Source organism: Exiguobacterium sp. s16, from assembly GCF_018618115.1.
GTDB lineage: Bacteria > Bacillota > Bacilli > Exiguobacteriales > Exiguobacteriaceae > Exiguobacterium > Exiguobacterium mexicanum_A.
On sequence record NZ_JACSLM010000013.1, the window covers coordinates 1 to 12,679 of the forward strand.

A 12,679-nucleotide genomic window follows, 5' to 3' on the forward strand; every position below is an offset into this window, starting at 1 on the left:
AAGTTAAGCGCTTCAGCGCCGAAAGTAGTTGGGGGTCTCCCCCTGTGAGGATAGGACGTTGCCAGGCCAACGCGAAGGACGATCAAGCATCCGCTTGGTCGTTCTTTTTTTGTATATCTAGCGATGTCGCAGTTGCGACATCGCTTTTCGTTTGCCTTTTTTTGAATCAATGATAGAATATAGTCAAAAGTCAAAGATGGTCAGAGGGTGGTGGAGATGAGAAACATATCGGATGTAATCGAACAGTATTTAAAACAAGTGCTGAAGGAGAGCCAGGCCGAAGCAATCGAGATTAAACGGCAAGATATTGCCAAGCGTTTCGAATGTGTTCCGTCTCAAATCAACTACGTCATTAATACGCGCTTTACGGTCGAGAAGGGCTATTTGGTCGAAAGTAAGCGTGGGGGCGGGGGATATATTCGCATTCGCCGCGTAATTTTACATGAAAAGCAAGACGTGTTGGTCAGCTTGATGGATATTTTACAAGACCATCCTCGTCTTTCCGAACAGCTTGTCGAGAACATCTTGATTCGCTTATTTGAAGAAGGGATGTTGAGTGAGCGGGAAGTGCGCTTGTTGTATCATTTATTGTCTGATGAAGCGCTCGGCTTGAACGCTGAAGATCGACACTTGATTCGAAGACAACAGTTACTCGCATTAATGAAATTACTTAGTTACCATTGACTGACGGAGGCATACATCTATGCTATGTGAACGATGCAAACGGCGACCTGCCGTCAATGAAATTCAAGTAGTGGAGAATGGAATTCCTGTAACGCGTAAACTATGTCGTAATTGTACAGTAGAAATCATGTCAGGTTATGTGCCGGTCGTGAAACGCTGTCCCACGTGTCAACTGACACAAAACGAGCTGGCTCATTTACGAAAAGCTGGATGCGCTACTTGTTATACGGTGTTTCGTGATGAACTGATTAAAATCACTCGGCAGTACCAGCAAGGCCATGATGTTCACGTCGGTTCGATGCCTGATGCCTTGCGCACACCCGACGAGCGAATCGAAGAGCGACTCCAAAAGTTAGCAGGGGAGTTACAACGAGCCGTCGAACAAGAAGATTATGAACGTGCAGCGCGAATTAAAAAAGAAATAATTCAACTGAAAGGACAAGGTGAGGCATGATGGAACCATTTCTCAAGCATCCACTCGGTCCGAAGATGAAAGAGCGAGCGAAACTTGATGACTTAGTCATCTCCACTCGTATCCGTCTAGCGCGTAACTTAAAAGATACAGTCTTTTCTCCGGTTTTATCTAAAGAAAGTCAACATCAGCTTTGTCAACGTGTTGAAACGTCACTTGGCGGATTGCAAGGCTTCGAATATTTGCACATGGGCACTTACGATGTAGTGACACGACAAGCACTCGTTGAAAAACATTTGATTAGCCCAACGATTGCTGGAAAAGAAGAAAGTGCCGTCTTGTTAAGTGAAGATGAAACGATCAGTGTGCTTATTAATGAAGAAGATCACTTACGAATTCAAACGTTACTCCCGGGTTATCAAGTGGAAGAAGCGTTTGAACTCGCGAAACGAGTCGATGTTCTCTGTGGCGAATCTCTCCCATACGCATATGACGAACAGCTCGGATATTTAACGACTTGTCCAAGTAATATCGGTACAGGACTTCGAGCGTCAGTGATGCTCCATCTCCCAGGGCTAACGTTGACAGGGCGAATTACTCCTATATTGAAAGAGCTTCGCAAGCTCGGATATACGATTCGGGGACGGTATGGAGAAGGTAGCGACGCGGCGGGACGATTGTTTCAATTATCGAATCAACGCACACTCGGCAGTCATGAATCACAGTTGTTGACAGATTTTATGGAAGTTACGGAGCAAGTCATTCAGGCGGAACGACAAGCACGGGAAGAGCTACTGGCTAGCAACCAAGACGAGTTAGAGGACCAGTTTTATCGCTCATACGGAATTTTACGTTATGCGAAACTGTTATCATCGACAGAAGCGATTGAACGTCTGTCGGATTTGCACTTGGCGAGTGACCTTGGTATTTTGTCCGACTGGAGTCCACCTCAGTTTCACGAATTAATTGTAAAGCTTCAATCAGGTTTCCTACAAAAACATTTCGGGAAAACATTATCTACGAAAGAACGAGATCGCGAACGAGCGACTCTCGTTCGTCGAACGTTAGATCATGGCTTAGTTTGATCCAACTTTAAGGAGGTTTTGTCAATGATGTTTGGTCGATTTACAGAACGAGCTCAGCGCGTATTAGCTTTAGCACAAGAGGAAGCGGTACGACTTGGCCATCATAATATTGGTACGGAACATATTTTACTCGGACTCGTCCGTGAAGGGGAAGGGATTGCTGCTAAAGCACTGTTCGCCCTCGGACTCACGTCTGAAAAGATTCAACAAGAAGTAGAGGCACTCATTGGCCGTGGATCAGAAAACGGCTCAACGATTCACTATACACCGCGTGCAAAAAAAGTAATCGAACTCTCGATGGACGAGGCTCGAAAACTTGGACATTCTTACGTCGGCACCGAGCACATTTTACTCGGCGTGATTCGTGAAGGCGAAGGTGTGGCGGCTCGTGTTTTGAACAACCTTGGAGTCAGTTTGACGAAGGCACGTCAGCAAGTACTTCAACTCTTAGGAAACACGGAGTCATCTTCTAATGCGTCACAACCTGGAACGAGTGCCGCGACACCAACGCTAGACGGCTTGGCCCGTGACTTGACCCAACAGGCGCGTGAGTCGCGTCTTGACCCAGTCATCGGCCGCGCTGGCGAGATTCAACGCGTCATCGAAGTGTTGTCTCGCCGGACAAAAAATAACCCGGTCCTCATTGGGGAACCAGGGGTCGGGAAAACGGCAGTCGTCGAAGGTCTCGCTCAACAGATCATTAATAACGAAGTTCCAGAAACTCTTCGTAATAAACGTGTCATGGTACTTGATATGGGAACACTCGTCGCCGGAACGAAATACCGCGGTGAATTTGAGGACCGATTGAAAAAGGTAATGGATGAGATTCGCCAAGCTGGGAACGTCATTCTTTTCATCGACGAATTGCACACATTGATTGGAGCTGGCGGCGCTGAAGGCGCAATCGACGCGTCGAACATTTTGAAACCGTCACTCGCACGTGGTGAACTCCAATGTATCGGAGCGACGACACTTGATGAGTACCGGAAGTATATCGAGAAAGATGCGGCACTCGAACGCCGGTTCCAACCGATCCAAGTCAATGAACCGACAACGGATGAGGCAGAACAAATCCTCTTCGGGTTACGTGACCGTTACGAGGCGCACCATCGCGTCACAATCACAGATGAAGCGATTCATGAAGCCGTCGTTCTCTCGGACCGCTACATCTCGGACCGTTTCCTTCCGGATAAAGCGATCGACCTCGTCGATGAGGCTGCTTCGAAAGTAAGACTTCGTTCGTTCACGGCACCGCCGAATTTGAAAGAACTCGAGGCTCGTCTTGAGTCGATTCGCAAAGAGAAAGATTCGGCTGTACAGAGTCAAGAGTTCGAGAAGGCTGCCTCGTTACGTGATACCGAACAGAAACTCCGGGATGAGCTCGAACAGCTCAAGTCGGAATGGCAGAATAAGCAAGGGAACGAAAAACTCGAAGTAACGAAAGAAGATATTGCGCAAGTCGTCGCCAACTGGACAGGTGTCCCGGTGACGAAGATCGCCGAAGAAGAGACAGATCGTCTCCTCAAACTCGAATCGATTCTCCACGGCCGGGTCATCGGTCAAGATGAGGCCGTCAAATCGATTTCGCGGGCGATTCGCCGGGCTCGTGCCGGATTGAAAGATCCGAAACGTCCGATTGGTTCGTTCGTATTCCTCGGACCAACTGGTGTCGGGAAAACCGAGTTGGCTCGTGCTGTGGCTGAAGCGTTGTTCGGTGACGAAGACGCCATCATCCGAATCGACATGTCTGAGTATATGGAGAAACACGCGACGAGCCGTCTCGTCGGGTCGCCTCCAGGTTACGTCGGCTATGAAGAAGGCGGTCAATTGACTGAGAAGGTTCGTCGCAAACCATATTCGGTCATCTTGCTTGATGAGATTGAGAAGGCCCACCCTGAAGTGTTCAACATCTTGCTTCAAGTGCTCGATGACGGTCGCTTGACTGACTCGAAAGGGCGTACGGTCGACTTCCGGAACACGGTCATCATCATGACGTCAAACGTCGGTGCGGCAGCCCTCAAACGCAACAAATATGTCGGATTCACGGTTGAAGATGATGTGAAACGTGAATATACCGAAATGAAAGACAAAGTCATGGAAGAGTTGAAAAAAGCGTTCCGTCCCGAGTTCTTGAACCGGATTGACGAGATCACTGTCTTCCACTCGCTCCAAAAAGAGCACATCCAAGAAATTGTCAAACTTATGGCCGAGACACTTACGAAACGTCTCGGAGAACAAGGCATTGATTTCAGTCTCACCGAATCAGCGCTCGAGAAAATCGCTGAAGTCGGGTACGACCCGGAATACGGGGCTCGTCCACTCCGCCGTGCGCTCCAGCGTGAGGTTGAGGACCGACTCTCAGAGGCGATGCTCAGCGGCAGCATCACAAAAGGCAGCAAAGTGGCGCTCGATGTACAAGACGGCGAATTCGTCGTCCGTAATGAAGGTGTCGTTCAGTAACTACAAGGCTCCCTCTCTCATGTGAGGGGGCTTTTTTAGACGGAAAGGAACATCATGGCAAAAATTAAAACGAAGTACGTATGTCAGTCATGCGGATACGAATCCGCAAAATGGATGGGGCGTTGCCCAGGTTGTAACGAGTGGAATACGCTCGTTGAAGAGTTTGTCGAAGAGAAAAAGGCGAAGCGGGGGGCCGCATTCGTCCATAGCTCCTCGAGACAGCTGAAGCCGGAGCGTCTGTCGGACGTTGTGTCACAAGAAGAGACGCGGGTCCATACGAACAGTCAGGAGTTTGACCGCGTGCTTGGGGGCGGAATCGTTCCAGGCTCACTCGTCCTCGTCGGTGGCGATCCGGGAATCGGAAAGTCGACGATTTTGCTTCAAGTGAGCGCCCATTTGGCGCACAGTGGACGGAAAGTGCTCTATATTTCCGGGGAAGAATCGCTCAAACAGACGAAACTTCGCGCCGAGCGGCTCGGCCTCCCGACCGAGGACTTATATGTCCTCGCGGAGACGGATATGTTGATGATTGAACGGGTCATCGATGAAGAGGAACCAGGGTTCGTCATTATCGACTCGATTCAAACCGTCTATATGGATGAGATTCAGTCGGCGCCAGGTAGTGTCGCCCAAGTTCGGGAATGTACGGCAGCGCTCATGAAAATCGCTAAGACCCGTGGAATTGCCGTCTTTATCGTCGGTCACGTGACGAAACAAGGGTCGATTGCGGGACCTCGTCTGCTCGAGCATATGGTCGATGCCGTTCTTTACTTTGAAGGCGAACGTCACCACACGTTCCGTATTTTACGGGCCGTCAAAAATCGGTTCGGATCGACGAACGAGATCGGTATCTTTGAAATGAAGGAAGGCGGTCTCGAAGAAGTGCTCAATCCGTCTGAAATTTTCCTAGAAGAACGGACTGCCGGGGTCTCGGGCTCAACTGTCGTCGCGTCGATGGAAGGGACGCGGACGGTGCTCGTCGAGCTGCAGGCATTAATTTCCCCGACCTCATTCGGAAATCCACGTCGGATGGCAACAGGGATCGACCAGAACCGGGTCGCGCTCCTCATGGCCGTCCTTGAGAAACGATCAGGGCTTTTACTCCAAACGCAAGATGCTTATTTAAAAGCGGCGGGCGGTGTCAAGTTGGATGAGCCTGCGATTGATTTGGCGATTTGTATCTCGATTGCGTCAAGTTTCCGCGATCGTCCGACCCGTCCGACGGATGTTTGCATCGGCGAAGTTGGATTGACCGGGGAAGTGCGTCGGGTGTCACGGATTGAACAGCGTGTCGCCGAAGCGGCCAAGCTCGGATTTACGCGGGCGATTATCCCGAAAAATAACCTCGGGGGCTGGACGGCCCCACCTGGTATCGATGTCGTCGGTGTCAGTACTGTCGATGAAGCGCTCCAACTTGCCATCCCGTTCTGACGGGGCGCTTCCGGCAGTTTTTAACGCTTTGTAACGAACGCTTTCAAAAAAACCATGTTACAATGAAAGTGTTAATTTCTTGAAATTTTAATTCATAATAAAGGAGGTGGAATGAGTGAAGATTGCTGTACGAATCGGATTTATTTTAATCGGACTCGTCGTCGGTTGGTTCGGTATTATCGAAGCGATGTTGCTGTTAGGTGACCTCGGAGTGAATGTGCCGGCTTGGTTGACGATTCCTTATGTGGCTAGTTTGATTGGTGGACTTATCTTCTTCATTCTTAGTTTATTCTTGACCGATGGGGTCGTTAAATTTATCCGTTTTGTTGAAGAACGGCTCGTCCGTTTACCGGTCGGTGATATTTTGTTCGGGTCGATCGGATTGATTATTGGTTTATTGATTGCCTTTTTGATCAGTGTCTCATTAGAAGTAACAAATATCTTCTTACTCAGCAAAATCGTACCGATTTTCGTGACCGCCTTGTTCGGGTACTTCGGTTTCGCTGTCGGCTATCGGAAGCGGAACGAATGGATTAAACTGTTCGTCAAGAGTGAACGCGAGAAGCCGGAAGCAGAACCGTTGCGCCGCTCGAACGATAAAATTTTGGATACGAGCGTCATTATCGACGGTCGGATCGCCGACATTTCGAAGACCGGTTTCATCGAAGGCACGCTCATCGTGCCACAATTCGTCATCGGCGAGCTTCAATATATCGCTGATTCGTCGGATACGCTGAAGCGGAACCGGGGTCGTCGCGGTCTTGATATTTTGAAGGAGTTACAAGACAACGACCGGATCGAAGTAGAAATCTATGATGGGGACTTTGAAGACGTCGCCGAAGTGGACATTAAATTGATCAAGTTGGCCGAATTGAAAAAAGGGATTGTCGTCACGAACGACTACAACTTGAATAAAGTGTGCGAAGTTCGAAATGTCCCTGTGCTGAACATTAATGATTTGGCAAATTCAGTCAAACAGATTGTCATCCCGGGGGAAGAGATGGTCGTGACGGTCATTAAAGAAGGTAAAGAACAAAATCAAGGCGTCGCGTACCTCGAAGACGGCACGATGGTCGTCGTTGAAGGTGGGCGCAAGTTGATTTCGAAGACATTGCCTGTTGTCGTGACGAGCGTTCTTCAAACATCGGCTGGCCGTATGATTTTTGCGCGTCCTGAATAAGCATGGAAAAAGAGACGCATTAGCGCTCTCTTTTTTCACGAACAGAGGTGAATGGAATGGTGCGTTATACCGTGGTCATCCCAGCCGCAGGGAAAGGGAAGCGGATGGGAGCCGATGAGAATAAATTGATGCTGACGTTACAAGGGAAGCCGATTATCGTATGGACGGTCGAAGCGTTCTCGAAAGATGCATGGTGTGAGCGCATCGTGCTCGCAGTGCGCCCTGAGGAACAAGGGTGGTTCGAACGACAGTTACATCATTTAGAGACCCCGATTACATACGTAACGGGTGGGGAAGAACGACAACAGAGCGTTCGGTCGGGTTTACAAGTCGTCGACCCGGATGCCGTCGTCTTGATTCATGATGGGGCACGGCCGTTTGTGCGTATTGATCAACTTCACGCTATCGCGGAAGCTGCCCAAACGGAAGGTGCGATTCTTGCTGTGCCGGTCAAAGATACGGTCAAACAAGTCGCAACCGGACACATCACACAGACTGTGCCGCGTGAGGCGCTCTGGCTGGCGCAAACCCCGCAAGCATTTCCTGCGGCTGACATCCGAGCGGTTCATGATCAGGCGGAAGCGTCAGGATTTATCGGGACGGACGATGCGAGTTTATTCGAGTGGGCTGGTAAAAAAGTGATTGTCCTTGCAGGGGACTATCACAACATTAAAATGACAACCCCAGAAGATTTATTATTTGGAGAAGCGATTTTAACGAAGGAGGATTATCGATGAGAATCGGACAAGGATTTGATGTACACGCGTTCGCGGAAGGGCGCCCGCTTATTTTAGGAGGAATCGAGATTCCGCATGACCGCGGCCTACTTGGCCACTCAGATGCGGACGTCTTGTTGCATACGATTGCCGACGCGGCGCTCGGGGCGATTGCAGCGGGCGATATTGGCAAGCATTTCCCGGACACGGACCCTGAGTTTAAGGATGCAGACTCGAAAGTGTTGTTACAACACGTGTGGCAACTCGTCAAAGCAGAAGGCTATTTGCTTGGCAACGTCGATGCGACGGTGATGGCGGAACGACCGAAGCTCCGAACGTACATCGACGACATGCGAGCGGTTATCGCCGAGTTGCTTGAAGCGGATATCAGCCAAGTGAACGTCAAAGCGACGACGACCGAAAAGCTCGGCTTCACAGGACGTGAAGAAGGAATTGCCGCTCAGGCGGTCATCCTGCTCAACCGCGCTTGACAAAAGTGGTATACTATTTGGGCAGAAGAGAAGAAAGGTGGAAATATTATGAGTGAAGTGCGCGTACGCTATGCGCCGAGTCCGACGGGTCACCTTCATATCGGGAACGCCCGGACCGCGCTATTTAACTATTTATACGCTCGCCATGCTGGCGGAAAGATGATTCTCCGAATCGAGGATACGGACCAGAAACGGAACGTCGAGAACGGTGTCGAGAGCCAAATGAAATACTTGGAATGGCTCGGCATCGATTGGGATGAAGGCCCAGGCCGCGGCGGCGACTTCGGCCCGTACTTCCAAATGGAACGCCTCGACCTTTACAATCAATACGTGAACGAGTTGATGGACAAGGGACTCGCTTATAAGTGCTATATGACGTCTGAAGAACTTGAGGCGGAGCGCGAAGCCCAAATCGCACGTGGCGAAGCACCTCGTTATTCGGGTGCCCATCGTAACTTGAGCGAAGAAGAACGTGCGGCGTTCGAAGCCGAGGGACGTAAACCATCGATTCGGATTCGCGTACCAGAAGCGGTCACGTACAAGTGGACGGATGTCGTCAAAGGGGATGTCTCGTTCGAATCGAAAGACTTCGGCGACTGGGTCATTGTCAAACAGGATGGGATCCCGACATATAACTTTGCTGTCGTCGTCGACGACCACTTGATGAAAATCAGCCACGTATTGCGTGGGGACGATCATATCGCCAACACACCGAAACAGATGATGGTGTATGATGCGCTCGGTTGGGACTACCCTTCGTTCGGCCATATGACATTGATCTATAACGAAAACCATAAGAAGCTCTCGAAACGTGATGAGTCGATCATCCAATTCATCGAGCAGTATGCCGACCTCGGGTATCTCCCAGGGGCGCTCTTTAACTTCATCTCGCTTCTCGGCTGGTCGCCGGTCGGAGAAGAAGAGATCTTCACGAAAGAAGCGTTCATCGAGATGTTTGACGCCGGTCGTCTTTCGAAGAGCCCGGCCGTCTTCGACCAACAGAAACTCGCTTGGATCAACAGTGTCTACATGAAACAGGCTTCGCTTGACGAAGTGGTGGCACTCAGTTTACCATTCTTACAAGAAGCAGGACGTTTACCGAACGCCTTGTCGATGGAACAGGCGGATTGGGCGACGGCGCTCATCGCCCTCTATAAAGAACAAATGACGCACGGTGCTGAAATCGTGTCGTTGACGGACCTATTCTTTAAAGATGAGGTCGATTACGACGAAGAGGCCAATACGGTTCTCGCTGGTGAAACGGTACCGGCTGTCCTCGCCGAATTCAAGACTCAACTTGAAGCGATTGAGGAGTTCACGCCTGAAGCTATCAAAGCAGCGACGAAAGCGACACAAAAAGCAACAGGTCAAAAAGGGAAAAACTTGTTCATGCCGATCCGGGTCGCGACGACCGGGCAGACGCACGGACCAGAGCTTCCGAACGCCATTTCATTGATTGGCAAAGAGCGTGTCTTGGCACGTCTCACAACATTATTAGCTTAAAAGGCAACGATGAGGAAAGTAAGCGGTATGACACTTAACAGAGACTAGAACCTAGGCTGGAAGTTCTAGAAGCGTCCCCCGTCGAAGTGCACCTCGGAGCCGTTCCGGCGATATGTAGTCGGGACCGCGACTCGGCGTTAACGAGACTTGAGAGGGGAACTTTCCCAAACAGAGTGGAACCGCGCTTACGGCGTCTCTGTGCCTTGGCACAGGGGCGTCTTTGTTTTTGATATGGAAAAGGAGAACAATTATGGGATTTTGGAAAAGTGTGAGTGAGGATATTCGGAACGTGCTCGAGCTCGATCCGGCTGCCCGCTCGAAAGCAGAAGTCATCTTAACATATCCTGGTTTGCATGCGCTTTGGGCACATCGGATTGCGCACGGACTGTGGACGCGTAACGTGAAATTGTTGGCGAAAATGATTGCTCAGACGAGCCGTTGGTTGACAGGGATTGAGATTCATCCCGGTGCGGTCATCGGCGAAGGGGTGTTCATCGATCACGGGTTCGGCATCGTCATCGGCGAGACCGCCATCATCGGTAATAACGTGACCATTTATCAAGGCGTGACGCTTGGTGGGACGGGCAAAGAGAAAGGGAAGCGACATCCGACCATCGGGAACGATGTGCTCATCTCAGCTGGGGCCAAAGTGCTCGGAAATATCACGATTGGCGATTGCGTCAAAATCGGGGCGAGTTCCGTCGTTTTAAAAGACGTCCCGTCTGACTCGACAGTCGTCGGGATTCCAGGCCGAGTCGTCATCCGAAACGGGGAGCGGGTCAAACAACATGACCTCGATCATCGATTGCCGGACCCGGACCGTGAATGCCAAGAGCGACTCGAAAATGCCGTCGCTGATTTGCAGCGGAAGCTTGCGTCATTAGAGAAACGGATGGAGGAAAAAACACATGATTCAGTTTTACAACAGCCTCACGAATAAGAAAGAACCGTTCGTCCCGATCGTTCCGGGGAAAGTGTCGATGTACGTATGCGGACCGACCGTCTACAATTACATTCACGTCGGTAACGCCCGGCCGGCCATCGCCTTCGATACAGTTCGTCGTTATTTAGCGTACCGAGGTTATGAGGTCAAATATGTGCTCAACTTCACGGATGTGGACGATAAAATCATCCGGACCGCGAACGAACTCGGTGAAGACGTCGGGACGCTGACGAACCGTTTTATCGACGCCTATTTAGAAGACACTGGTGCTTTGAACGTGTTACCGGCTGACGTCCATCCACGCGTTACAGACACGATGGACGAGATTATCACGTTCATCCGCGAACTTGAGACGCAAGATTTTGCGTATGAGGCAGGTGGGGACGTCTATTTCCGTACTCGTAAGTTCGAGACGTACGGAAAATTGAGCCAGCAATCGATCGAAGACTTGCGCGCGGGTTCACGTGTCGACGTTGGGGAAAAGAAAGAAGACCCGCTCGATTTCGTCTTATGGAAAGCGGCGAAGCCAGGCGAGCCGGCGTGGGAGAGCCCATGGGGACAAGGTCGTCCAGGTTGGCATATCGAGTGCTCGGCAATGGCAAAGAAACACCTCGGCGAAACGATTGATATTCATGCTGGAGGACACGACCTCAAGTTCCCGCACCACGAGAACGAGATTGCACAGTCGGAGGCGTGCAATCATACGAAGTTCGCCAACTACTGGCTGCATAACGGATTCATCAATATCGAGAATGAAAAGATGTCAAAATCGCTCGGGAACTTCCTGCTCGTCCATGAGGCGTTGAAGGAAGTGGATGCGATGGTGCTCCGCTTCTTCATGTTATCGGTCCACTATCGTCATCCGATCAACTATAGCCGTGAGTTGATCGAGCAAGCGGCGAACGGATGGGATCGCATCAAGGAGTCGTATCAAAACGTTGAATACCGCTTATCGGTCACGGCCGGCCTTGAAGAGCCGAGCGAGGCGATGGAACGCAAGCTTGCGACGATTAAAACAACGTTTATCGAAGCGATGGATGATGATATCAATACGGCGAATGCAGTGACCGTCCTATTTGACTTGGCACGTGAAGCGAACATCTACGCAAAAGCGGACCACGTCTCGAAAGTCACGCTCGAACACGTGATTGCTCTCTTCGAAGAATTGACAGGTGTGCTTGGTTTGACAATCAAGAAAGAGCTAGAGCTTCTTGACGCGGAAATTGATCAATTGATTCAAGAGCGGAACACGGCTCGGGCGGAGCGGAATTTCGCGCGTGCCGATGAGATTCGAGATCTCTTGAAAGAACAGAAGATTCAACTCGAGGATACAGCCCAAGGGGTGCGGTGGAAACGGTTATGAAACAACTCGCCCCTCAACTGAACGCCCTCGCCCTCGCCTATATGGGGGACGCCGTCTATGAGATGGCGGTACGCAAACGACTGCTCGGACAAGGGATGACGAAGCCGAACGACCTACATCGTGGCGCCATCCGCTACGTGAATGCGGCAGCGCAGGCTGGGGTCGTGACCCACTGGCTCGAGACAGGTGTCTTGAGTGATGATGAGGCGGCTGTCGTCCGCCGTGGGAAGAACGCGAAATCCGGTTCAATCCCGAAGCGGACAGATGTTCATACGTATCGCTATTCGACAGCGTTCGAAGCATTGATTGGTTACACATATCTAATGGAAAGAAGGGATCGTCTTGAAGAACTCATCGAACAAGCGTTCACATGGCTCGAAACCGAGTCATTCGAAACGACATGACGGAGGA

At 50.6% G+C, this 12,679-nt stretch carries 12 protein-coding genes and 1 other annotated feature; all 12 genes read left to right on the forward strand.

The annotated features are described in order from the left end of the window. Positions 1-216 precede the first annotated feature (216 nt). A complete protein-coding gene (locus KNP86_RS14455; RefSeq protein WP_034781748.1) occupies positions 217-684 on the forward strand; it encodes a CtsR family transcriptional regulator in 468 nt (155 codons plus the stop codon). 19 nt (positions 685-703) lie between these two features. Next, the gene (locus KNP86_RS14460) at positions 704-1,138 is read left to right on the forward strand and encodes a UvrB/UvrC motif-containing protein (protein ID WP_034781746.1); all 435 of its coding nucleotides are present in this window, start codon (positions 704-706) and stop codon (positions 1,136-1,138) included. Continuing rightward, the gene (locus KNP86_RS14465) at positions 1,135-2,181 is read left to right on the forward strand and encodes a protein arginine kinase (RefSeq protein WP_034781745.1); all 1,047 of its coding nucleotides are present in this window, start codon (positions 1,135-1,137) and stop codon (positions 2,179-2,181) included. The genes KNP86_RS14460 and KNP86_RS14465 overlap by 4 nt, the downstream gene beginning before the upstream one ends. Before the next feature lie 24 nt (positions 2,182-2,205). Next, the gene (clpC, locus tag KNP86_RS14470) at positions 2,206-4,641 is read left to right on the forward strand and encodes an ATP-dependent protease ATP-binding subunit ClpC (protein ID WP_034781743.1); all 2,436 of its coding nucleotides are present in this window, start codon (positions 2,206-2,208) and stop codon (positions 4,639-4,641) included. Between the two features lie 54 nt (positions 4,642-4,695). Next, positions 4,696-6,072 carry a DNA repair protein RadA gene (gene radA, locus KNP86_RS14475; RefSeq protein ID WP_034781742.1) on the forward strand — a complete coding sequence of 459 codons (1,377 nt, stop codon included), beginning with the start codon at positions 4,696-4,698 and terminating at the stop codon, positions 6,070-6,072. 115 nt (positions 6,073-6,187) lie between these two features. Beyond that, positions 6,188-7,252 (forward strand): PIN/TRAM domain-containing protein, encoded by a 1,065-nt coding sequence (locus KNP86_RS14480; RefSeq protein WP_034781740.1) that lies wholly within the window; start codon positions 6,188-6,190, stop codon positions 7,250-7,252. A gap of 59 nt (positions 7,253-7,311) precedes the next feature. Further along, the gene (ispD, locus tag KNP86_RS14485; RefSeq protein WP_353048189.1) at positions 7,312-7,989 is read left to right on the forward strand and encodes a 2-C-methyl-D-erythritol 4-phosphate cytidylyltransferase; all 678 of its coding nucleotides are present in this window, start codon (positions 7,312-7,314) and stop codon (positions 7,987-7,989) included. After that, complete coding sequence (ispF, locus tag KNP86_RS14490) at positions 7,986-8,459, forward strand: 2-C-methyl-D-erythritol 2,4-cyclodiphosphate synthase (RefSeq protein WP_214755068.1); 474 nt, start codon at positions 7,986-7,988, stop codon at positions 8,457-8,459. Before ispD ends, ispF begins: the two co-directional genes overlap by 4 nt. Before the next feature lie 45 nt (positions 8,460-8,504). Beyond that, the gene (gltX, locus tag KNP86_RS14495; protein WP_200881520.1) at positions 8,505-9,962 is read left to right on the forward strand and encodes a glutamate--tRNA ligase; all 1,458 of its coding nucleotides are present in this window, start codon (positions 8,505-8,507) and stop codon (positions 9,960-9,962) included. Then, positions 9,960-10,163, forward strand: a binding site (T-box leader). It overlaps the preceding gene by 3 nt. 49 nt (positions 10,164-10,212) lie before the next feature. Then, positions 10,213-10,902: a serine O-acetyltransferase gene (cysE, locus tag KNP86_RS14500; protein WP_034781737.1), complete on the forward strand. Its 690-nt coding sequence runs from the start codon at positions 10,213-10,215 to the stop codon at positions 10,900-10,902. Then, positions 10,871-12,268 (forward strand): cysteine--tRNA ligase, encoded by a 1,398-nt coding sequence (gene cysS, locus KNP86_RS14505; RefSeq protein WP_214755070.1) that lies wholly within the window; start codon positions 10,871-10,873, stop codon positions 12,266-12,268. The genes cysE and cysS overlap by 32 nt, the downstream gene beginning before the upstream one ends. Then, positions 12,265-12,672, forward strand: coding sequence for a Mini-ribonuclease 3 (locus KNP86_RS14510; RefSeq protein ID WP_214755072.1), 408 nt, complete (start codon positions 12,265-12,267; stop codon positions 12,670-12,672). Before cysS ends, KNP86_RS14510 begins: the two co-directional genes overlap by 4 nt. The last annotated feature ends 7 nt before the right edge of the window (positions 12,673-12,679 follow it).

Bases quoted from the DNA above. Each gene is read 5' to 3' on its own strand.
- KNP86_RS14455 (WP_034781748.1), top strand. From the start codon at position 217: ATGAGAAACATATCGGATGTAATCGAACAGTATTTAAAACAAGTGCTG.
- KNP86_RS14460 (WP_034781746.1), top strand. From the start codon at position 704: ATGCTATGTGAACGATGCAAACGGCGACCTGCCGTCAATGAAATTCAA.
- KNP86_RS14465 (WP_034781745.1), top strand. From the start codon at position 1,135: ATGATGGAACCATTTCTCAAGCATCCACTCGGTCCGAAGATGAAAGAG.
- clpC (WP_034781743.1), top strand. From the start codon at position 2,206: ATGATGTTTGGTCGATTTACAGAACGAGCTCAGCGCGTATTAGCTTTA.
- radA (WP_034781742.1), top strand. From the start codon at position 4,696: ATGGCAAAAATTAAAACGAAGTACGTATGTCAGTCATGCGGATACGAA.
- ispF (WP_214755068.1), top strand. From the start codon at position 7,986: ATGAGAATCGGACAAGGATTTGATGTACACGCGTTCGCGGAAGGGCGC.
- cysE (WP_034781737.1), top strand. From the start codon at position 10,213: ATGGGATTTTGGAAAAGTGTGAGTGAGGATATTCGGAACGTGCTCGAG.
- cysS (WP_214755070.1), top strand. From the start codon at position 10,871: ATGATTCAGTTTTACAACAGCCTCACGAATAAGAAAGAACCGTTCGTC.
- KNP86_RS14510 (WP_214755072.1), top strand. From the start codon at position 12,265: ATGAAACAACTCGCCCCTCAACTGAACGCCCTCGCCCTCGCCTATATG.